The 22,526-nt window shown below is 60.9% G+C and carries 18 protein-coding genes; 7 read left to right on the forward strand and 11 right to left on the reverse strand.

Translation table 11 applies throughout. The annotated features are described in order from the left end of the window. Nucleotides 1-31: 31 nt before the first annotated feature. Nucleotides 32-2,032 (reverse strand): pyrroloquinoline quinone-dependent dehydrogenase, encoded by a 2,001-nt coding sequence (locus HUU46_08075; GenBank protein ID NUM53584.1) that lies wholly within the window; start codon nt 2,030-2,032, stop codon nt 32-34. Between the two features lie 193 nt (nt 2,033-2,225). Next, nucleotides 2,226-3,638 carry a Gfo/Idh/MocA family oxidoreductase gene (locus HUU46_08080; protein ID NUM53585.1) on the reverse strand — a complete coding sequence of 471 codons (1,413 nt, stop codon included), beginning with the start codon at nt 3,636-3,638 and terminating at the stop codon, nt 2,226-2,228. A 214-nt stretch (nt 3,639-3,852) separates the two neighbouring features. Here HUU46_08080 and HUU46_08085 point away from each other — a divergent pair, with 214 nt between their 5' ends. Next, nucleotides 3,853-4,812: an aldo/keto reductase gene (locus HUU46_08085; protein ID NUM53586.1), complete on the forward strand. Its 960-nt coding sequence runs from the start codon at nt 3,853-3,855 to the stop codon at nt 4,810-4,812. Here the strand turns inward: HUU46_08085 and HUU46_08090 are convergent. Further along, nucleotides 4,809-8,156, reverse strand: a complete 3,348-nt coding sequence (locus HUU46_08090; GenBank protein NUM53587.1) for a PAS domain S-box protein — start codon at nt 8,154-8,156, stop codon at nt 4,809-4,811. The genes HUU46_08085 and HUU46_08090 overlap by 4 nt on opposite strands. Nucleotides 8,157-8,328: 172 nt before the next feature. Between HUU46_08090 and HUU46_08095 the strand changes: the two genes are divergently transcribed. From HUU46_08095 to HUU46_08105, 3 genes are all read left to right on the forward strand, one after another. After that, entirely contained in the window at nt 8,329-8,991 is a 663-nt protein-coding gene (locus tag HUU46_08095; GenBank protein NUM53588.1) for a redox-sensing transcriptional repressor Rex, read from the forward strand. A gap of 223 nt (nt 8,992-9,214) precedes the next feature. Continuing rightward, nucleotides 9,215-10,078 (forward strand): methylisocitrate lyase, encoded by an 864-nt coding sequence (gene prpB, locus HUU46_08100; GenBank protein ID NUM53589.1) that lies wholly within the window; start codon nt 9,215-9,217, stop codon nt 10,076-10,078. Nucleotides 10,079-10,090: 12 nt separating this feature from the next. Beyond that, entirely contained in the window at nt 10,091-11,203 is a 1,113-nt protein-coding gene (locus HUU46_08105) for a bifunctional 2-methylcitrate synthase/citrate synthase (GenBank protein NUM53590.1), read from the forward strand. 8 nt (nt 11,204-11,211) lie between these two features. On the opposite strand, the gene HUU46_08110 is transcribed toward HUU46_08105, so the two are convergent. The 5 genes from HUU46_08110 to HUU46_08130 form a co-directional block, all read right to left on the reverse strand. Next, a complete protein-coding gene (locus HUU46_08110) occupies nt 11,212-12,264 on the reverse strand; it encodes an exo-alpha-sialidase (GenBank protein NUM53591.1) in 1,053 nt (350 codons plus the stop codon). Between the two features lie 40 nt (nt 12,265-12,304). Continuing rightward, entirely contained in the window at nt 12,305-12,925 is a 621-nt protein-coding gene (locus HUU46_08115) for a nucleotidyltransferase family protein (protein NUM53592.1), read from the reverse strand. Then, nucleotides 12,922-13,980 (reverse strand): XdhC family protein, encoded by a 1,059-nt coding sequence (locus HUU46_08120; protein ID NUM53593.1) that lies wholly within the window; start codon nt 13,978-13,980, stop codon nt 12,922-12,924. The genes HUU46_08115 and HUU46_08120 overlap by 4 nt, the downstream gene beginning before the upstream one ends. An 87-nt stretch (nt 13,981-14,067) precedes the next feature. Further along, a complete protein-coding gene (locus HUU46_08125) occupies nt 14,068-14,871 on the reverse strand; it encodes a phytanoyl-CoA dioxygenase family protein (GenBank protein NUM53594.1) in 804 nt (267 codons plus the stop codon). A gap of 14 nt (nt 14,872-14,885) precedes the next feature. Further along, the gene (locus HUU46_08130; GenBank protein ID NUM53595.1) at nt 14,886-15,446 is read right to left on the reverse strand and encodes a hypothetical protein; all 561 of its coding nucleotides are present in this window, start codon (nt 15,444-15,446) and stop codon (nt 14,886-14,888) included. Nucleotides 15,447-15,599: 153 nt separating this feature from the next. On the opposite strand from HUU46_08130, the gene HUU46_08135 reads away from it, so the two are divergent. After that, a complete protein-coding gene (locus HUU46_08135) occupies nt 15,600-16,523 on the forward strand; it encodes a DUF1559 domain-containing protein (GenBank protein ID NUM53596.1) in 924 nt (307 codons plus the stop codon). Between the two features lie 71 nt (nt 16,524-16,594). On the opposite strand, the gene HUU46_08140 is transcribed toward HUU46_08135, so the two are convergent. Further along, nucleotides 16,595-17,119 (reverse strand): hypothetical protein, encoded by a 525-nt coding sequence (locus tag HUU46_08140; protein ID NUM53597.1) that lies wholly within the window; start codon nt 17,117-17,119, stop codon nt 16,595-16,597. 160 nt (nt 17,120-17,279) lie between these two features. Beyond that, nucleotides 17,280-18,569, reverse strand: a complete 1,290-nt coding sequence (locus tag HUU46_08145) for a DUF1573 domain-containing protein (GenBank protein ID NUM53598.1) — start codon at nt 18,567-18,569, stop codon at nt 17,280-17,282. 138 nt (nt 18,570-18,707) lie between these two features. On the opposite strand from HUU46_08145, the gene HUU46_08150 reads away from it, so the two are divergent. Next, nucleotides 18,708-20,105 carry a cysteine--tRNA ligase gene (locus tag HUU46_08150; GenBank protein ID NUM53599.1) on the forward strand — a complete coding sequence of 466 codons (1,398 nt, stop codon included), beginning with the start codon at nt 18,708-18,710 and terminating at the stop codon, nt 20,103-20,105. Between the two features lie 15 nt (nt 20,106-20,120). Here the strand turns inward: HUU46_08150 and HUU46_08155 are convergent, their stop codons facing one another. Then, entirely contained in the window at nt 20,121-21,044 is a 924-nt protein-coding gene (locus HUU46_08155; GenBank protein ID NUM53600.1) for a 2-oxo acid dehydrogenase subunit E2, read from the reverse strand. Between the two features lie 329 nt (nt 21,045-21,373). Between HUU46_08155 and HUU46_08160 the strand changes: the two genes are divergently transcribed. Continuing rightward, nucleotides 21,374-22,477, forward strand: coding sequence for a hypothetical protein (locus tag HUU46_08160; protein ID NUM53601.1), 1,104 nt, complete (start codon nt 21,374-21,376; stop codon nt 22,475-22,477). Nucleotides 22,478-22,526: the final 49 nt, after the last annotated feature.

A 22,526-nucleotide genomic window follows, 5' to 3' on the forward strand; every position in this document is an offset into this window, starting at 1 on the left:
CGGCGCCGAAATCAAAGGGCGTCAGTTACTGTTACGGCAATGCGTATGCGATAACCGAGTCGCCGAGTTTGGTCCCCGCGCGGCCATGTCCGCCGGCCGCGATCACAACGTACTGTTTGCTGTCCTTGCGCAGGCGATAGGTCATCGGCGTGGCCTGTCCGCCCGCGGGTAGGCGGCCCTTCCACAGTTCCTTGCCCGTTTCGATGTCGTATGCGCGGATGTAGTCGTCCATTGCGGCGCCGATGAAGATTAGACCGCTTGCGGTGACGAGCGGCCCGCCGAGGTTTGGTACGCCATAGTTGATCGGAATCGGCACGGGCGCGATGTCGCGGACGGTGCCGAACGGCACTTGCCACGCGATATCACCTGTGTTCAAATCGATCGCCGCGAGCGTGCCCCACGGCGGCGGGTTACAGGGCAAACCCGACGAGCCGAGGAGATAGTCCCGGCGCATGCCATACGGCGTGCCGTCCTGCCGCTGGATTTCCGCGTCCGGGTTGTTCTTCTTGATCTCGTCAAATTCCGCGCGCGGAATCAGCGTCACAATGAAACCCAGCACCGACGCGTTCACAACAAGTGTTTGGCGCACGGGGTCGACCGCTACGCCGCCCCAGTTCGTGCCGCCCGCATTGCCGGGGAACATCAGGATCGGTTCGTTCACGCGCGGCGGCGTGTAGATGCCTTCATAATGCAGCGCGGCGATTCTGTCGTGCGACTCTTTCTTGCCCGAACTGGTGAGCCCCCACCCTTCGTCCGGCGACAACGTATGCGGGATGAGCGGCGCCGGCTTCACGGGGAACGGCTGTGTTGGCGAAGTCTGCTCGCCGGACACGTTGGACTGCGGAACAGGCCGTTCTTCGACGGGGAAGACGGGCTCGCCAGTCTCGCGGTTCAACACGAAGATGAGGCCCATTTTTGTGGCCTGAATTACGACAGGGACTTCTCTGCCATCACGCATGATCGTAGCCAACGTCGGCTGGCATGGCACGTCGTAGTCCCACAGGTCGTGATGCACGGTTTGAAAATGCCAGACCACTTCGCCGGTTGATGCTCTGACCGCGACAACGGAACTGCCGTAGTAGTCGGAACCGTATCGCTCCCCGCCGTAAAAATCCGGCGCGGGATTTCCGGTCGGCATAAATACCAGATCGCGTTCTTCATCGACCGAAAACTGCGCCCAGACGTTTGGCGTTCCCAGCGTGTATCCTTCTTCCGTTTTGGGTTGTGCGGGACCGGTGTATTTGTCGGGCGGAGGCGCGAGGTCCCATGTCCAGGCGAGTGCGCCGGTACGCGCGTTGTACGCACGCACGACGCCGCTGGGCGCGTCCACGCGCTGATTGTCGGAAACCGCGGAGCCCAAAATGACATGGTCGCCGGCAACCGCGGGTGGCGAGGTCATCTGGTACTCGCCGATCCAACGTTCCTCGCCAACGCCACGCTTGAGATCGACTGCGCCATGTGAGCCGAAGTCCTTGCAGGGCGTGCCATCGACAGCGTCCAACGCGATAAGCCTTCCGTCGCACGTCGCGGCGAAGATACGTTTCGGATGCGGGTCCACGCCCGATGCGTCCTCCCAATAGGTGACACCGCGGCTCGTGAGTTGATTGCTGTAACGGACGCTCAAATCGATCTTCGGATCGTACTTCCAAATCTCCTTGCCGGTTTCCGGATCGAGCGCAATAATTTTGTTGAACGGACTTGGAAAATAGAGGCGGCCGTCATTGAGAATGGGTGTCGCTTCGAACGCGGACGTCGCTTTGATGGCTCCCTTGCCATCCGAGACGTCGCCGGTGTGATATTCCCAGGCCTTTTGCAGGTATTTTACGTTCGCGGGTGTAATCTGCGTCAACGGCGAATAGCGCGAACCGCCCTTGTCGTTGCCATAGTCCGGCCACGTCGCGGTCGGGCCGTCCATCGCAATCCGTACATGAACAGGCCAGAAATACCAGGCCAGGTAGGCGACAGCGACGAATACGAGAAGGCGCAAGAGTATCCGCCATGCGCTTCGCTTGGCTTTCCTTTGCGTTGCCATGAGGTGTCCCCCTCTCAGGGCGTGCACGATCATGAGGTTTCGGCCGCAATGTGCACCTTTCCCCACTCAGTTCGATTATGCCAACGCGGAATTGGTTTATCGACCGAGGCGCGATCGGCAGTCTTACGCGGCGAAAACGGAAAGGCCCGCGCGCGCGGGCCTTTCCAAACGATTCGCGTAAGAAGTGTCGCTTTTAGCAGGGCAATTCCCAGCCCTTGCGGTATTCCTTGCTTACGATTTCTTTCGCGTTGCGCACGTTGGTGACCTCGCCCTTGACGTTGTCCCAGCGGAGCTTTTTGCCGGATTTTACGACGAGGTTGCCGAATTGCACCATTTCCGTGAACGGTCCCGCGTAATCGAAGTTCGAGCAGGCCTGCTCGCCGGATTTGCACGACGACAGGAAGTTCAAGAAGTGGTCTTCGTTCGGAATACGCGGCAGCGTCGGAACGGGCTTCTTGTAATCCTTCATCTTCTCGTCGGGTACGAGGCGGGGGTTGCCGCCGTATTCGCCCTGCGTGACGATGCCGGATTCTCCGATAAGGAACGAACCGTTTGCGTTGTCGTCGCCGAGCACGCAACTGTCCGGGATGCCTTCGGGCCGCTCGGGACGGTTGTAGATTTCCTTGCTTGGGTCTTTGGGGTCGGGCCAGTGACCGTCATACCAATACACGTCGACCGCGGGCATGTCCGCACCTTCGGCGAAGTGGTACTTGATCGTCGAGGTCAGCGGGAAGGTTTGTTCGTTGCGGCCCTTTTGCATGACGACTTCAACCGTGAACCACGGACGCTCGTTCAGCTTCAGGCACATGTACACCGGGTCCATAATGTGGCACGCCATGTCGCCGAGCGAACCCGCGCCGAAGTCCTGCCACGCGCGCCAGTCATGCGGCACGTAAGCTTTGTTGTAGGGACGCCACGGCGCGGGACCGAGCCAGCGGTCCCAGTCGAGGTTCTCCGGCGTGATCTGCGGCTCGAACGGTTCGCCGCGGCCCTGGTTTTTCCACACGGGGCGGTGCGTCCACACGTGGGCTTCTTTCACCTTGCCGATTGCGCCGCCCCAAATCATTTCGCAGAGTTCGCGGCAGCCGTTGCCCGAGTGGCCCTGATTGCCCATCTGCGTGACGACGCCGGCATCGCGCGCGGTGAGGGTGAGCAAGCGCGCCTCGGCGACGGTGTGCGTGAGCGGTTTCTGCACGTATACGTGCTTGCCCATCTTCATTGCGTAATACGCGGCGGGCGCGTGCATGTGGTCCGGCGTCGAGACGTTGACGGCATCGATCTCCGGGTGCTTTTCGAGCATGTTCCGGAAGTCTTTGTACTTCGGCACGTTCTTCATGGACTCTTGCGCGAAGAGTTTTGCCGCCCGGTCCCAGTCGACATCGCACAGCGCGACGACGTTTTCGCCAAGGTTTTGGAAACCCATGATATCGCCTGCACCCTTGCCGCCCGCGCCGATGGCGGCCACGTTCAGCTTTTCGTTTGGCGACAATCTCCGCGGCACGACCTTCGCCGTGTTTGGCGCGGCGGCGGCCCCGGTAAACGTCATGACGGCACTCGTCGTCGTGGCGGCAAGGAACGCCCGCCGGCTCAGCGACATTTCACTCATGATTCAGACTCCTCCCGATCAGGATAGAAGCACGCGCGCACCCCGCGCCGTGCGGCCCCGTACGTTGACCCGCCCAAGCGGAAAGAAAACACTATACGCCTGTATGTGGACACCGCGCAAACGGCGTGGGCCTAACCGGACAAGTTGCGGGCCAACGCGCCGGGTCGTATCGTGAGACGGTCGTATCCGGGAAAACGAAAACATGGAGACTATCATGCAGGTTGGCCGACGCGAATTCTTGAGATGTGCTGCGCTTGCGGCAGCAACGGCCGCACTGCCCGTGCCGGCGACGGCCAAGATCGTGAACGGCATTCCGTACCGCGGCCTTGGCAGAACGCACGAGGACGTATCGCTGTTGGGCGTGGGCGGAAGCCACATTGGCAACAAGGAATTGTCCGATGGCGAGGCCATTAAGATTATGCGGACCGCGGTGGACGAGGGCATCAATTTTTTCGACAACGCGTGGGAATACAACGGCGGGCGGAGCGAAGAGCGTATGGGCCGCGCATTGCAGGATGGATATCGGGAGAAGGTGTTCCTGATGACCAAAGTCATTGCGCGCGACGCCGAGAATGCGCGGAAACAACTGGAGGCGAGCCTGCGGCGGTTGAGCGTGGACCACATCGATCTATGGCAGGTGCATTCCGTGGGCACGTTTGAGCCGGGCGACAAGGACAAGGTGTACTCGAAGGGCGTGCTCGATGTGGCGATGAAAGCGAAGGACGAAGGCAAGGTCCGGTATGTCGGGTTTTCGGGTCACGTCAGCCCCGAAATTCACGTCGCCGTAATCGAGGGCGGGTTCGAATGGGATACCGTTCAGATGCCGGTAAACTGCCTCGATCCGCACCGCGCAAGTTTCGTCAAGACCGTGATCCCGGTCGCGCAGCAGTATAACCTGGGTGTAATCGGAATGAAGTCGCTTGCGGGTGGTGGCGTGCTGAAGACCGGCGCAGTAAATGCACAAGAGGCGCTGCTGTATGCGATGAGCATGCCGGTATCGGTCGTGGTGTCGGGTATGAATTCATACGCGAAGTTCGAGCAGAACCTTGCGGTGGCGAGATCGTTTCGGCAACTGGACGCGTCCGAGGTTACGGCGCTACTCGCGCGCACGAAGCCCTTCGGGGAGAAGCCGCAGTACGAGTCCTACAAGCAGAAGGGAAGCAGCCACCGTTAAACCGTGCGGCCGCCACGGTTCAGCGCGGATTCGATCACGCGGTAGAACTCGCGCGTGCGGTACGGCTTCTGGATAAAGCCCGCCATGGTCTCGCCGTGCGACTGCGCAATCGCTTCCTGTTCGTTGTATCCGCTCGAGAGGACAACGCGAAGGCCCGGTTTGATTTCGTGAAGGGCGTGGATGAGTTCCCCGCCCGCCATGCGCGGCATCGTAAGGTCCACGATCGCGAGGATAATCGCGTCCTTCCGCTCGTCGAACAGGCGCAACGCGGCGGCCCCGTCCAGCGCGGTCAGTACTTCAAAACCCCGCCGCTCGAGCATCATCTTAGCGATTCCCAGCACCGATTCTTCGTCGTCGACAACAAGGACTACGCCTTCGCCTCGCGTGGCCGGGACGGTTTGCTCTTCGTCCGACGTTCCGGCGTTTGCGTCCCCGAGCGCGGGCAGGTAGACGGTGAACGTCGTGCCACGCCCTACGGCGGACTCGACGCGGATTGCGCCGCGGTGGCCGCGCACGATGCCGAGCACGGCCGCGAGCCCAAGTCCGCGGCCGGTAAACTTTGTTGTGAAGAACGGGTCGAAGATGCGCTGAAGCGTCGCGTTGTCCATCCCGACTCCGTTGTCGGTCACGCGCACGTATGCATAGGCCTGGCTTTCCCGCAGTTCGCCGCCGAGAATGTGCTGGCCGCCGTCATCGCCGCCCCAAACGAGCCTACCGGTCGACATACGAATGGCGCCTTCGGAATCGCCTATGGCTTCGGATGCGTTCGTGATTAGGTTCATGATGATCTGCCGGAGTTGGGTCGCATCCGCCTGGACCAAGGGCAGATTCGGATCGGGGTCGAACGTGAGTGTGACGCGCCTCGACACCGTCACGGTAAGCAGATGGCCCATCTCTTCGACCATATCGTTGAGCGACACGGGCACAACGACAAACCGGCCGCGACCGGAGTAGGCGAGCATCTGGCGGCACAGTTCGGCGGCGCGTTCGGAAGAACGGACGATTGCGTCGAGACTGTCATGGAGCGAGGAATTCGACGGCGTTTCAGCCAGCGCCAAGTCGGCGTTGCCGAGGATGCCGACCAGTAAATTGTTGAAGTCGTGCGCGATGCCACCCGCGAGAACGCCGAGACTTTCCAGCTTTTGGGTCTGTTGCATTTGTTCCTCGAACGCGCGCCGTTCCTCATCGGCTGCTTTGCGCGCCGTGATGTCCATGACTGTGCCCGCAATACGGACAGGCGTGCCGCCAGCCTCCCATTCGACGACCTTGCCGCGGACTTGAATCCACACGGGCCGTCCGATACGGGTATGAATTCTGAACTCGATGTCCAGATTGGGACAATGTCTGCCGACGTGCGCCCACATATGGTCGGAAACGGCGGGCAAGTCGTCGGGATGAACGTGTGACCGCCATATCATAACGTCCTGGGGAACGGTCTCCATCGAGTAGCCGAAAATCTCGGCACACCGTTGGTTGACGGTGGCGCGCGCACCCGCGATGTCGAGGTCCCACAGCCCGAGGTCTGCGCCATTGAGCGCCAATTCGAGCCGTTCTTCGCCTTTGCGAAGCGCCTCCTCGGCTTTCTTGCGCTCCGTAATCACCTCCGTGAACATGATGATGCCGCCGATCGCGCCGGAGTCCTCGTACCACGGGCGGACTTCCCACCGGAGCCAATCTTCCGTGCCGTCCGCCCGCACAAAACGGTCTTCATCGCGTTTCTCGATCGCCCCGCGGAGACAGCGCTGGTGAACGTCCAACCAGTCCTGGTTGCTCCGTATTTCCGGGAACACGTCGTAATGGCATTTTCCGATGATGTCTTGTTCGGTCAGGCGATAATCGAGAAGCCACCGCTTGCTGGCGACCAGATAGCGCAGTTCGCGGTCCAGCATTGCGACGGCGGCGGGCGTGTGCTCGACGAACAGGTAGAGGACCGCGCGGCTCGCCCGCAACGCTTCCTCCGCCTCTTTCAATCGGGAAATGTCCTGGATGAGGCCGATAGAGCGAATGGACTTTCCGTCCTCGCCGTGGACCTCGACCGACGCGTCCGCGACCCAACGGACTTTGCCGTCCCTGGTGAGGAAATTGCCTTCGCTCGACCACGTCTGGAATTCGCCCGCGCGGGTGCGGCGGATGGCGTCCGCTTCGGGAATACCGGCGGCCTCGCCGTGTAGCGTCACGATATTGGTGCGCTCCTCCCAGAGCCTGGGCGTAAATTCGCGCGAAGTGTACCCCGTTATTCGTTCGATGTTTTCGCCGACGTACGTGTACCGGCCCTGCTCATAATCGAGTACGTAGGGGACGGCGTCCGCGGCCGTGATGGCCTGGCGATAGTACCCGTGGAGTTGACGCAGGTTCTCCGACGTTGCCGTCACGGACGTAATTGCCGATCCGAGGAGGAGGGTCGTAAGACACAGCGTAATGAGAAACAGTTGAATGTCGTGCATGCCGGCGTGTTCGCCTGATTGGACGACGAAAATGGCGAAGGACGCGGATACGAAGAAGACGCCGGTTGACGCGCCCTTGATACCGCGCCAATATGCGGCGAAAACGAGCGGTAAGAAGCACGGATACAAGATCGCGCGGCCTTCGCTTTCCGATTCCGTGATGCAGAAGACGATCGTGGGTATGAGCACGGCGAACCAGACCGCGGTGGACGCGAATCGCGGCAACAATGCCCGCACCGCCCGGCCCGCCACCGCGTGTGGCGATTCCCCGCGCACAAACCTCAGAACGCCCGCGCCCCAGGGAAATATCAGTGCAAGGAGGAACGGCGCAATCGAAAGGATCGCAACGACGTCGCCAATCCAGAAATCGAGGGCGGAATGCCAAATCGATTCCTGTACTCTGTCCGCGGCGACGAGAAGCCCGGCGTATCCGAAGGCCACAAGCGCGCTGGCGGCCGCGACGCCGATAACGAACATCGCGGCGCTGCGTAGCTCGGTGAGTTGGGTGTCGATACGGAGTTTGGTCCGAAGGACCCAAACGCAAAAGGAATACACAATAACCGGCAACGCCGCGACCAGCACCGGGAGTAGCGGTACCGACGGCATGTGCTGGTGCCAGATGAAGTAATTCCCGATAACGCACACGAGAAAGTAGATCGGGGCGTAGCCAATACCGAAGCGCAGCAGCACGGCGATTGCGACCCCGACAGGGGCGTACCAAAGCGAAATACCGCTGCCGGAAAGCCCGCGGGCCATCGACGCGCCAAGGTCGAGCGCGAAAAAGACGATCGCAAAAGGTGCGCCGATAACGAGCGCGCGCAGAACGCGGTCGTTCCACGCGCCCGATAGTGTTGGAGTAGATGGCGTGGACTTATCGCGTTGTGCCGTTGCGTCAGTCACCGGTAGCCTCGCGGGGGTTAGCGCGTTGCGCTCCCTGCCGACGAGCATAGTCAAGCCGCGCGTGTAATGCCACTACAAATTGCGGGGAGTGCCGGCGCCGCAACGGTAGAACGTAGGGCCGCGTTCTATTCCGGCCTTCAAGCTGGTACTATGTGTCTGGGGAGGATGTTGGATGACACGGCGGACAAAGTCACATACGCTGAACCAACTGGTCGTCGAGCGGCTCATGCATTACTATCACCTTGTCGCCGAACAGATCGAGACACAGACATCCGGCTACGTTTCAAGCGCGCAGATCGCGGAACTGCTCGACATGGACGACACGCTTGTGCGCAAGGACCTCGCTGCGATCGGTGTGCGCGGACGGCCGCGCGTGGGTTTCAGCACGCAGGTGCTCATGAATTCGATCCGCGAAACGCTGGGGTTCAACGAACGCTACCGGTCGGTTATCGTGGGGGCGGGCCGGCTTGGCGGCGCGATCGCATCGTACGGCGGATTTGGCAAGTACGGCCTAGACATCGTCGCCTTGTTTGATGCGGATCCGCTGCGCGTGGGGACTGATTTGGGCGGCGCGAGCGTGCTGCCCATTGACTCGCTCGAATCGACCGTGCGCGAGCACGGCGTCCATCTTGCCGTGCTGACCGTGCCCGCGGAAGCGGCGCAACCGCTAGCGGACCGGCTCGTGGAGGCGGGCATTCGCGCGATCTGGAATTTCGCGCCGACGAGCCTCGTATTGCCATCCAACATCTTCGTGCGCCACGAGCACATCTCCGTTGGGCTGGCGGAGTTGGCGTACTATCTCAAGCGCAACGATTTGTCGAACGACCGGAGCTAGTGGTCTGCGTCATTTGAATTTGGCGGTCCCAGTCACGTGGAATACCGCCCGGCGCGGAGACCGGGCGCTACAAACTTCAACAAAATCGATTGACGGGAACCAATAGGCGCACAGCCAAAGTTGAAACCCCACGCGATCTCCTGTCAGTCTGTCCGGAGCGGAATTCGTGTGAGGCTGCCGAGTAACCGCGCCGGTGAAATCGGATCGCGAAACGGGGACTGCCATGTGGAAATCGCCGGTACCGCCCTCGTCGGCGGAGAGGTCTGATCGGCTGCGCGCGTCGCTCGAAGCGCGCACCGTGGCCATGCCCGGCGCCATCAACGCGCTTAGCGCGCGGCTGATCGAACAGCGGGGGTTCGAGGCCATCTATGTTTCCGGCGCGGTGCTTGCGAACAGCGTCGGCGGCGTGCCGGACATCGGCTTAATGACGTTGACGGAATCCGCGGCGCACTGTGCGTCCATCGCCCGGGTGACGACTCTGCCGATTATCGCGGACGCGGACACCGGGTACGGTGGAGCAGAATGTGCGTTTCAAACCGTGCGCGCACTGGAACTGGTAGGCGTGAGCGGAATCCATCTCGAGGACCAGGAATTCCCGAAACGGTGCGGCCACCTCGAAGGAAAGTCGCTGGTCAGCGTCGAAGAGTTTTGCGAGAAGATTGCCGCCGCGGCGGAGGCGAAAGCGAGCGAGGACTTTTTGCTCATCGCGCGCACCGACGCCCGGGGCGTGACCGGCTACGACGATGCCGTGGGGCGCGCGCACGCGTATCTCGAGGCCGGGGCAGACGCCATCTTTCCGGAGGCGTTGAGCACGGAGGAGGAACTCAGGCGGTTCGCGGACGACGTGGACACCATCCTGCTCGCAAACATGACGGAGTTTGGTAAGACGCCGTATTTGAGCGTCGACCTGTTCGGCGAGTTGGGTTACAACATTGTGATTTTTCCCGTGACGCTGCAGCGTGTGGCCATGAAAGCAATGGACGATGCGCTGTTGGCGATTCGCGAGAGTGGGTCGCAAGAGGACCTGTTGAATGAGATGCAAACGCGCGAAGCGCTGTACGATTTACTGAAGTATCGACCGGGGTAGGAGGAGTTTCGAATGTCGGAGAATTACAGGCCAGGCCTCGAGGGTGTCATCGCCGGCGATACCGCGATCGCGTGCGTGGACCAGGGCGTGCTCTTGTACCGGGGCTATCCAATCGAGGAACTCGCGGAGAAGGCGACGTTCGAGGAAGTCGCGTTTCTCCTGTTGAACAACGACCTGCCAGACGGCGCGCAGTTGGATGCGTTCAAGAAGGAACTCGATTCGTTTCGTGCGCTGCCCGCGGAGGTGGTCAGCGCGTTGCGCTTGGTCCCGAAACATGTGCCAATGATGGACGTGCTCCGCAGCACGGTCTCGATGACGGGGCACTTCGATCCCGTGTCCGATCCCGAGGACAACAGGTCGCGCGCGATTTGGTTGACCGCCCAGATCGGCGGGATCATTGCTGCGCGCTACCGTTTGTTGAACGGACAGGAACCGGTCGCCGCAAAGCCGGGGCTTTCGCACGCCGCGCAAATTCTGTACCAGGCGCAAGGGACGGAACCGGACGCGTTGTCGGCCAAACTGCTCGATCTCACGCTCGTTCTCTACGCGGAACACGAATTCAACGCGAGCACATTTACGGCGCGTGTGATCTGCTCGACTATGTCCGATCTCGTGTCCGCGATTGTCGGCGCGATCGGCGCGCTGAAGGGACCGCTGCACGGTGGCGCGAACGAGGCAGCGATGGACATGCTGAAACAATTCAAATCCGGGGACGAGGCAAAGGCGTGGATCAAGGACGCGCTGGCGAACAAAAAGAAGGTGATGGGGTTCGGCCATCGCGTCTACAAGAACGGCGATCATCGTGCGCGGATTCTCGAGCGCGAGCTGCGAAAACTGGCCGCGAGCAAGAACCAGCAGGTCTGGATGGATATCTACGACGCCATCAAGGACCCGATGGTGAACGAGAAACGGATTTTTCCCAACGTCGACTATCCGTGCGGGTTGACGTACTATCTGCTCGGCCTGCCGCTTGACCTGTACACGCCGTTGTTTGTGGCGTCGCGCGTGACCGGATGGAGCGCGCACTTCATCGAGCAGTCGGCGAACAACCGCATCTACCGGCCGCTCAGCAAGTACGTCGGACCAGCGGCGCACGCGGTGCCGCCGCTGGCCGGACGCGGATAGTCCCGAGGCTACTTTCCCCAGCCGGTGATCGCGGACTCGTTAAACACGGCCTGCATGATGGTTGTGCGGCGGTTTTGCGTGTAGATGATGTGAATCTTCTCGTCACCGGTCTGAATGGCGTAGGGGTACGCGAACGTGTTGTCGCCGCCGCCGATGTCGCGCCGGTGCGGCCACGTCTTGTCGTTATCTTCCGAGATGACGACTGTCAGCGGCGTGCGCTCGTTCATGTTGTCGTTGTACACCATCAGCAGGTGGCCGTTCTTCAATTTAATGAGGTCGAGGGCGGAATTCGGGTTTTTGAACTGCGTGACGGTCCCCTCGCTCCACGTGTACCCGCCATCGCGCGACTCGGAGCGGATTGCATAACCGGAGTCCGTCGGCAGGAAGTCGCCGCCGCGGCGCATGTACGCGATCAGGTAGTTCGGGTCGATTTGCACGACCTGGGCCTGAAGGTTGCCGGTCGGCGATATAATGCGGTTTGTTTCCTTCCATGTCTTTTCTTTCGGGTCGTAACGCAGGAAGTACGACGACGTATCGGATGCGGTCTTCTCGGTATCGGATCCGGTCTCGTGATACAAGGGAACGAGATAGTTGCCATCGTGCAACACGATTGGTTGGCCGCGCACCATCGAGCCCGGTTCAAAGGCGATGACGATCGGATCGGACCAGGTCACCGCGCCGTCCTTCGACTGCTTCGCCATAACGCGCCCGTCGGACCACGTCTTGCCGTAGATGTTGTTGTAAAAGAGCCAGACGACTCCATCCGGCGCCTGCCACACAACGGGATTGCCGTCCGCGTGATCGGGCGTGTCAGCGATCACCTGCGGTTCGGTCCATTGCGTATCGCCTTTTTTTTGCCGCGATCCGTAGACGGCCGTATCGGTCATGTACTCGTCAGAACCCCCATAGTACGCAATGTACAAGTCGCCGTTCGCCAACTCGGTAATGGACGCGGGATGCTTGTACAACCCGGGATGCTCGGGGCCGAAGACGCGATACGTTTCGATGTTGTCTCGCTCGGGTATGCGCGGCGGATCGACCTGCGCTACCACGGACACCATCGACGCCAAAACCATCAACCCAGCAACTCGCAGCATTTCGTTACTCCTCACTGGCGCCAGCCATCCCGCAACTCTGATTTCTGCGCGCGCGTTCTCGTTCGTAATCTTCGGGCGTATCCATGTCAAACATCACACCGCTGTCCGGCACATCGAGGCGCTGCACTTCACCGGGATGTTCGCGCAGCAGTCCGCGCAGCCCAACTGCGTCGAACCGCGACATAATAGCATTGCGAAAGCGGGATGCAACTACAAGCGGATGGCCCGTCCGGTCACCGCAGGCGGGAACCACAATGCCGTGCTGCCCCGAGCGGAACGCCTCGATCAGCGCATCGACCGTGCTGGAAGTGACATTCGGCTGATCGCCGAGGACGATAAGGAATGCGTGGACGTCTTCGGGTATGGCAGCCAGTCCGCAGCGTACGGACGACAACATTCCCTCCGCGTGGTTTTCATTGTGCACCAATGCGACCGGTCGCCCGGCGAGCGCGGACTCGATTCGCGCGCGATTATGGCCGGTCACAACGACGGTCCGGTCAATCTCGCTCGCAATGACTTGATCGACCACATGTCCGATCACAGTGCTGTCGCCGAACGGCAGCAGCAGTTTTTGTTCGCCCATGCGGAGCGACGCGCCTGCGGCCAACACTACCGCCGCAATCATGCCGGACCGCACACGTTGAGCGATGTGGCCGCACCCTCGTGGTTTCGGCGGACGCGGATTATCTCCGAGAGGATACTCACCGCGATTTCCTCGACTGTGACCGCGCCAATATTCAGGCCGACGGGGCTGCGTACGCGCGTAAAGTCGTCTTCGTCCGCGAGTCCGTCGTCGATCAGGCCCTTACGAATCATAAGGGCCTTTCGCTTGCTGCCGATCATGCCGATGTATGGTGCGGACGAACGAATGCAACGCTTCAGTACGACGCCGTCGTGACGATGGCCGCGCGTGGCAATGACGACGTAGGTCGACTCGTGGATGGGGAATGCCGCGACCTCCGTTGCGATGTCACCGCAAATGGTGCGCACACCTTCGGGATACCGGCCCGCGTCGGCGAACGGCGCACGGTCGTCGATCACCGTTACGCGGAATCCCAGCCACGATCCAAGTTTCGCCACCGCCTGCCCCACATGTCCCCCTCCCGCGACCAACAGGACGGGCGCGGGCTCGACCGGTTCGATGTATACCTCCGCGACGGTTGTGCCCGTGGCGTCTTTCTCCTCATGCCAGGCGGGCGCGGCGGACCGAAGCGCGTCGCATAACGCGGCCGATCCCGGATAGGGACAAAACGACTCGATCTCGGCGTCCGGTACCCAGTGCGCGTCGGCATGACCATCGGGATAAATTTGAAACAGCAGCGCGCCGCGGCCTTCCGCGTCTGTCGCAGCGGCGATCGCGTGTCTGTGCCGAGCGGGATCGGGCTCGACGAAGACGCGAACGTTTCCGCCGCAGATGAGGCCGTCGTCCCAACCGTGGTCGTCGTTCAGATTCAGATCGAATACGAACGACGCGCCGGTGTCGAGCGCATCCAGCGCGCGCTTGCGCGCCTCCGCTTCGAGGCATCCGCCGCCCAATGTGCCATGCACCGCGCCATCGCGTTCGAACAGCGCCTTGGCGCCCGCCTTCTGGGGCGTTGAACCAGACGCGCGAACGACGATCGCGAGCGCGAACGGCTCGCGCCCTTCAATAAGCGTGATCGCGCGACGATAGAGTTGCATAAACGTTACCTGGACCGCCGTGGAAGCGCGACTCGAATTGTAAGACGCGCGGCAATGGCCGTCAAAACTACGCGACCGTGCGGGCGCTTACACAACCGCTTCGTTCGTGAGTGGCGCGATCTCCGAAACCCGTGGACGGCGGCCCTTCACCATGATGTTAGGCCGCCCGATGCTCTGGCCGGACAGTTGGCGGTTCAACGGATCGCGGTAACCGCCGCGTACGAGGCGGCGGACCTTGTTCGTCGTGTTTATGTAACTGCCGTGGACCGTAAAAATGTTGAAGCAGACGACGTCGCCGCGCTTCGCGGGGACGGGTTCCGTATCGACAAGTCGATACGCGCGCGTGTTCAGGTGCGGTGTACACGGCTCGCCCTCGGGCGTGACGGTAATATGCGGCAACGCGCCCGGCTTGTGCGATCCGCGCAGAAACCGAATTTCTCCGTTCGCATGGCAGGTGTCGTCGAGATGGACGAGCACATCGAGATAGCGGTTGTCCGCGTGTTCGTAAAACGCATTGTCCTGGTGCATCGGAAACGGATGGCCGGACTCCGGCGGCTTGGCATGCAGTGTCGTGTGATGCAGTTCGATATTTGGACTTCCGATGAGTTCGGCGATCGACTCGACAAGTTCCGGTTTCGCCACCGCGCGCATCCATGCCTCCGAGTAGAAATGGAGATCATGCAGCGACGTCAGCCGGGACCTCTTTTCGGTCTCCTCGTCCATATACTCCTTGCGCCAGGGGCCGGTCCATCCGATTTCGGTAACGGCCCACTGTTCCATCATGAAGTCCAGCTCGCGTTCGAGTTCGTCCATCTCACTTGAAGTAAACACTGCCGGGATTCGCAGATAGCCGGCGTCCCGGTAGAATTCGATTTCGTCATTCGACAGCATGCGCAATCCGACCTTCATCCGCCTTCACGGTAATTCCGCAGCACGACGCTCAACGCCCCCGCCGCCGCGCCGGCGCCGCAACCCATCAACGTGTAAAGATAGGCTGCGAAATCGGGCTCCGCGAGGAGAATCGATTCGCCAAAATAGTGGATCGTCGTGTCCGCCGCGCCAATGAACAAACCGACGATTGCGGCCTTTCCCATCTCCAAATTGAGGACGGTCACCGCGCCGTACACCGATCCAATGAGAAATCCCAACATGCCGCCGGAATTCAATCCTGCGATGAACGATGCGGAGCCGGGACCTCCCCCGACAAAAAACTGCATCACGGCGCCGAGCGCGAGGCCCAGCGCCGCCGCGCAGGCCCATCCCCACAGGAGCGCGGTGACGATGACCTTTCCATACGGGATGGGTTTCTTCTCGACAGGCTTCTGTTGCGGGGCGGCGCGAGGCGGCGGCGGTGCGCCGAGTATGTCGTTCATCAATGCGCTCGCGTTGGCGAGGTCCGCGTTACACGTCGGGCATTGCCTTGCGTTGCCCGGTAACGCAACTCCGCACACTGGACAGGCAGCCATGATCCCGGCCCTCCCGGTAAGCCCTTGCAGAAACGCAGATTATCACCCAACAGCTCGACGACCTCGAACCAGAATACCGAAGTCCGCCGCTTGACGCCATTCCCGGTTGGATGGTTTAATTGATGAGTTCGTCATTACTGCGAGGTGTTATTCATGAAACGCGCCGGATTTACGCTCATCGAGTTGCTTGTTGTCATCGCAATTATCGCGATACTCGCCGCCATTCTGCTGCCCGCGCTGTCGCGCGCCCGAGAGGCTGCCCGGCGCGCGTCGTGTCAGAACAATCTCAAGCAGATGGGTATCATCTACAAAATGTACTCGGGCGAGAGCCGCGGTGAACGGCTGCCGCGCACGCACGGGGACCAGGCTTTCGGCCCGGCCGCGAATGCGACGGGTTGTGACCCGGATTCGCTGCAGGCGCAGCCGTCGTTCAGTCCGCACATGCCGGCCATATATCCGGAATACCTGACAGACGTGAACGTGCTGGTGTGCCCGTCCGATGCGCTTGACGCACCGGACGACAATCCGACGTTACAGGTGATCGACGATGGCAGCAACACGTGTGCGTACGTCGGATACGTAACCTACGGCGATCAAAGCTACAACTACCTCGGTTACGTGATGGATCGCTGCGACCAAAGCGACCCGTTTGTGTCGACGCCGTTCCCGGGACCGGCCCAACTTGTGGGCGCCGCGCTCGTGTACGGCGGCGTGCTGTTTAACGAAAATCCGGCCGACGACGGAATCCTCGATAACGACATCAACCTCAGCACCGTGGGATTTGGAGGACTTGGTTACGGCAACGGCGGCGGCGACACCATTCACCGCCTGCGGGAAGGCGTCGAGCGCTTCTTGATCACGGACATCAACAATCCCGCGGGATCGGCCATGGCGCAAAGCGAATTACCGATCATGTGGGACAAACTGAGCACAAACGTGAATGGCGGCGTGGGCTTCAACCATGTGCCCGGCGGGTGCAACACGCTGTACATGGACGGGCACGTGGAATTCGTCAAACTCGGCGGGGAATTCCCCGCGACCGCGGAACATGCGCAATTGAACTCGCTCTTCGAGTAGCCATAAACAATTCCGCGGCCCCATTCCGCTCGAGGCGGGATGGGGCCGTTTATTTTGTCCCGGACCAACGATTACTCGGCAACGCTTACCTGAAACTTCCCAGTGAACCCGAACGGTTCCACGCCCGCAAGAAGAATCGTGTACGCCCAAGCGCCCGAGTAGGAATCCAGCAGACCGTCGCCATCCTCGTCAACGCCTGCGCCCGTCAGGGTGAGCACAACGCACAGCGCCGTGGTGCAGCCGCCCGATATCAGCGACAACGTGCCGTTGTCCTGAAGCACGCCGCCCACTTCGACGACGCTCGATGGCGGCGTTTCGGCCCATTCCGGGAATTCGATGCACGAGTAGTCGATGGTGACGATACCCTGCACGAGATGGTCTTCGGGGAAATCCGCCGCGGGGTTATGCGTCAACACAATCTGTAGCGGACATTCTTTCACGCGTTGGGGATTGTCTTCGTTGCTCTTTCCTTTCCACGTGCCCGTGTACGTACCAGTCGCGTCGTACGGCGGCGGCGGGAATGTGCCCGGGCATCCGGTCATCGCAATCGCGAACACGACAGCCATCAACATTGCGGTTGGTTTTCGTTGGACCATTGCATCCTCCCAAACTGGTCCAGGCGCCGGTTGATTGTCTCAACCCCTGCACTGGTCTGACCGAGGGGCGGACGCGGGAGGTTTCAAATCGAGCGGCTATCGGCGGCGGGATGAATGACTCATCGTACTTGTATTCGCTGTTCGTTATCCGCCAATTCCCCTACGGTCGAATCAACACCGGAATTACTATCGACTCGTCGCCGGGCACGTCGGTTTCAACCGTCAATAACGTGCCGCTCAGTGAAATCGACGCGGGATTCAAAATCGATACTTCGATTGAGGCCGGCTGGTCCGCACCCTGTTGCGAATCGACGAGAACCTTTGCGTGCAGCGTTCCGGTGTCGAATTGCAGGCCCAAGATTTTCATCGGCGCGCCCGCGTCGTTGCGCAGCTCGATGCGTTGCGTCGCGTGGCCGGATTCGAGCGCGACGCGTTCGGGGGCGATCAAAACGCCGCGCGCTACGTTGAAGAAGACCGGCACCTCCGCGACGGGCTGGTCGTTGCCCGACGTCATGATGTACACCGTGGCGCTGTTCGGCCCTGAAGGCGCGTCCTTCATGACACTCACGACGACGCGATGCTGGTCCTGTCCGCGCACGGGCTCCAACTCCGCGGTCACGGGGCCGGCGGTTTGCAGCGCAGCGATGGCCGGCGCCTCTCCTCCCCGGCTTGCGCGCACGAGAATCTCGCCTATGGCTTCGCCGCGTTTGACCGTCTTGTGCGGCGAGTGCAATTCGAGGGGCATGACGATAACGTCGCCAACGACGAGGCCGCGCGCGGGAATGGCGATGGTCGTCTCTTGGCCGGCAACCCGAACGCGTGCGGTCACGGTTGCGGCAAAGTCGCCGAGGGGCGTGTCCTTTGCAAGCGCGCACTTCACGTCGATCGCGTGGTGACCGTTTCGCGTCACTTTGGCCGCCGTGGGCGTCAGCAGCTTGTTGTCTGACGCGATGTCTACAAGTTCGATGTCTTGTGCCGCATCGCCTGGAATGATAACCACCGTGCGGCGAATCGTTTCGCCACGCGGGGCTTGCTGCCACAGCAGGCCGTTGGGCGGCCGCAGCACGGCCAAGGTCTCGACAACCGCCGTGACGTTTATCGTGACCGCGGGCCGGCCCGGGTCGTTCGTCGTAACGGCAACAACGGCCGACTGCTTTCCGGTACGGTCCGTGGCGTCGAATCGTACGGGCGCCTGCGCTGATGCGCCTGGCTGAATGCTTCCATCTTCGCCCTCTGGGGGCTCGATGGTCGCGCACGTGCACGTTCCCTTGGCGCGCAGTACGATGAGCGGCGCGTCCCCGTCGTTATGGATCGTGACCGATTTCTCCGATTTCGTCCCCGCTTGAAGGGTACCGAAGTCCAACGATTCCGGTTCGACCCGGACCTTGGGCGCGGCCGCCGCGGAAAGGCCAAAGAACAGCACGAGCAAAATCATCCGGATAACATTCATCGCTGCAACTACCCGTCTATGGTTTCTTCCCGAATCATGCATGCCGGACGAAACCCGCGCAAACGGAGCGCAGATCCGGCAATTGAAGCGGACGCCCGCGACCGATACAATTCCGCGAATTCCACGGGACACGCCGTAATGCCAATCCGCTTTTTCAACACAATGACGCGCAACAAGGAAGTATTCGAACCGCTGGCCCCGCCCCGCGTTGGGCTGTACACCTGCGGGCCGACGGTCTACAACTTCGCGCACATTGGTAATCTGCGCACCTTTCTCTTCGAGGACTTGCTTCGACGGCACCTGAAGTACCGCGGTTATGCGCTCACCCACGTCATGAACCTCACCGACGTCGAAGACAAGATCATCCGCACGTGCCGAGAAACCGGCGAATCGCTCAAGTCGTTAACGGGCCGCTTCGCGCAAGCGTTCTTCGAGGACCTCGATACGCTTGGCGTCGAACGCGCGGAGGTGTATCCCGCCGCGACGGACCACATCGCGGAGATGGTTGACATCATCAAGAAGCTGCGCGACAATGGCCACACCTACGAAGCCAACGGCAGCATCTATTTCAAGCTGAGCACGTTCTCCAAGTACGGCCAACTGAGCAAGTTCAAGCTCGACGAACTCAAGACGGGCGCAAGCGGCCGCGTTGACTCCGACGAATACGAAACCGAGGATGCGCGCGATTTTGCGTTGTGGAAGGCGTACGACGACGAAGACGGCGCGATCTTTTGGGAAACCGAACTCGGCAAGGGCAGACCCGGCTGGCACATCGAATGTTCGTGCATGAGCATGAAATACCTTGGCGAGTCCTTCGACATTCACTGCGGCGGCATCGACAACATGTTTCCGCACCACGAAAACGAGATTGCACAGTCGGAGGCCGCTACGGGCAAACCGTTCGTGAAGTATTGGCTGCACAGCGCGCACCTGTTTGTGGACGGGCGCAAGATGTCCAAATCGTTCGGCAACTTCTACACGTTGCGCGATCTTCTTGCGAAGGGGCACGACCCGAAGGCGATTCGTTGGACGCTTATTTCCACGCATTACAGGCAGCCGAGTAATTTTACGTTCGACGCACTCGAGGCCGCGACGGAATCACTGCGGCGCGTGCGCGATTTCCGGCGGCGCCTCGAGGACGTCCGCATGCCCGGCGACGGCCTCGGCGAGCTGGATACATCGTGCGAAAAACAATTCGGGGAGGCGCTCGACGACGACCTGAATATCTCCGGCGCGATCGGCACAGTATTCGATTTCATTCGCGAGACGAACAAACTGGTCGACAGCGATATCATCGGCAAGGACGGCGCGCGCCGCGCCCTGACACTGCTCGACCGGTTGGACGCCGTGACAGGGCTGTTCGGTGCGGAAGAGAAAGGAGAGGTTCCCCCGGACGTCACGGCGCTTGTGGCCGAACGTCAGCAGGCGCGCCGCGCAAAGGATTTCAAGCGCGCGGACGAAATTCGGGACCAATTGCTCTCGTCCGGATGGGTGTTGGAAGATACGCCCGACGGGCCGCGCGTCAAAAAGGCCTAGCCCCAAAACGGCGCGCTAAACCGGGTCCCCGGGTTTCCACTCGAAGATGCGTTCGGGGTGCTGGAAATACCCGTTCATCACGCGCTCGAAATCGAAGATGTGGCCGCCGTCCATCGCGCGATGGTCGAACGTCACGCAAATCGTCATTACGTGCCGTGGGACAATTTCGCCATTGACGACGCGCGGCATCAGGCGCGTCAGCCCGACGCCCCACATGAACACGTGCGGGGACGGAATTACGGTCACGGTTTGCCAGCCGTCGATCGACATGCCGATATTCGCGATGGTAATCGTTGAACCGATGACGTCTTTCGGTTGGAGCCTTTCCTCTTCCGGCGTGTTTTTCACTTCTTCGTCAATGGGCGCGGGCCACAACATCGATTTCAGCCAGAGCCACATCATCGGCAGTCCCGAAAGGTCCAATTCGCGCACGGCGGTGCTCAACAGTTCGGCGGCGATCTGACGGTACAGTTGGTTCATGTCGGTGCGGCGGGCTTTGCGGGTCAACGTCCGCATTTCGTTTGCCACGTCAATCAGCGTGCGCTTGTGCGGGTTCCGAATCACCGGCCCCATCACGCCGCGCTTGGTATGCACGGTAAACAGCGGGACGATGTCTTCCATCTCGTGGAAACGTCCGCCGTCGCGGATCGGCGTCCACTCGAGGTAGCCGTTGATGATCGGGAAGTGATGCGTGACGTGCGCGATGGTCTTGAGATAGAAAGCGGAAAGGTTCTTGTGTACCGCCATCTTGGTGATTTGTTCCGGGGTCAGCTTGCCGCCGCTCGATTTTATTTCCCGGATAACGCGTTCCCCGTACTCGATGACGGGGGTAACGTCGAACTCGACGTTCCCAGCGGCGTGGGGGATTTCCCGTGCCGACTTGGATAACAGAAATGCGACACATTGGCGCACGAAAGACAGTTTGTGGGTCTTGCGCACCTTGAGGTTCTCGTGCGCCCAACGAATTTGAAAGTCGCGAAACATTGAAAACGTGCGATGCCCGGGTTCAATCCAGCCACACCACGCTGGCGCGTGGAGCACCCACTCTAGTCCGCAGGTTTTGACCTGCTCTGCGGATGAAAGGTTTCGCCATAATCCCCCCGCGTTCCCGCGTCCATTGCACCGCCCAAGGTGGAGAGCCGATACAATAGGGGACGAGGACCGCCGTGTCAATTTCGCGGCATCCCGTCGATGCCTTGAAGGCGGATCAATGTGCGCGGTACAGTATCGATGCTGGCTTCGGTGTAACAAAACATGGGGATTCCGTCATGAAGTACTTCTCGCGCATGGCGCTCGAGGGCGCCGTGATTGTCGCGTTGCTCGCCGCATTTCCGTTGCCAGCGAACGCGGTGGGGCCCGAGGACATCGTCGGCACGTGGAAAATGGTGACCAATGTCAACGGCCGCGATCTCGAATCGGACGTGGTATTCGAATTGAAGGACGGGGCGCTGGTCGGCGTGGCGCGGTCGCAGGGAGGCGGACGTGGTCAAGGCGGTGGCGGCGGGCGCGGCCCGGGGGCGCGCGAACTGCTGGATGTCCAGCTCGAAGGCGACACGCTGAGTTGGGGAATCATCATGCGCCAGGCCGGAAACACGCCACTGCGCACCACAGTAAAGGTGACCGGCGAATCGTTCGAGGGCTCTATCACCATCCCGTTTGGCGAAGGAAAAGTGACCGGTAAGAAGTGGACCGCCGAGGCCGAGCGGCAATTGACCGAGACCATCAAGGCAATGCTCGGCGATTGGGACATTATTACGACGTACGAAGGGCAAGACACCGAGTCCACCATGCGATTGTTCCTGGATGAGGAGCAGGATCTGCGATTGGCGATTCTCATGCCGGGCGCCACCCTCGACGTGCGCCGCGTTCGGTTCGACGGGACAAACCTCTCGTTCTCGACCAATATGCCGTTTATCGGGGGCGAACCCGTGCGCGGGCAGATGAAGATAGCTGACCTAAAGTGCGAAGGGGTCATCTCCTCGCCGCTAGGAGATATTCCGATCCGTGGCGAGTTGATCGATACGGCAAAGCTGGTGCTCGCACCGTACGACGATCCAAAGCCGATACTGGGAGCTTGGGACGTCACGGCCAGCGTGCGCGGCGAAGAAAGCAAAGTAAAGCTCGCGATCGAACCGGACGGCGAACGCCTGAAGGGTATCGTGGAAACGTCCGACGGGAAGTTCGAGTCGAGCGAAGTAGATTACAGGAAAGTTGGAGATTCGATGGGCCGCCTGCGCTTGAGCATTGTCATTCCCAGTCTCGGCGAGAAGCCACAGACGTTCGAGCTAATCTTCAGCGGCGACGGGTTCGAGGGCGAGGAAATCCACTCGAACGGCGAGATATACTTCGAGGGCACTCGAGCCGCGGGCTAGCAGCCCGTGGCAAAAATCCTGTAGCGCCCGGTCTCCGCGCCGGGCGAAT

It is taken from the genome of Candidatus Hydrogenedentota bacterium (genome assembly GCA_013359265.1).
GTDB lineage: Bacteria > Hydrogenedentota > Hydrogenedentia > Hydrogenedentales > SLHB01 > JABWCD01.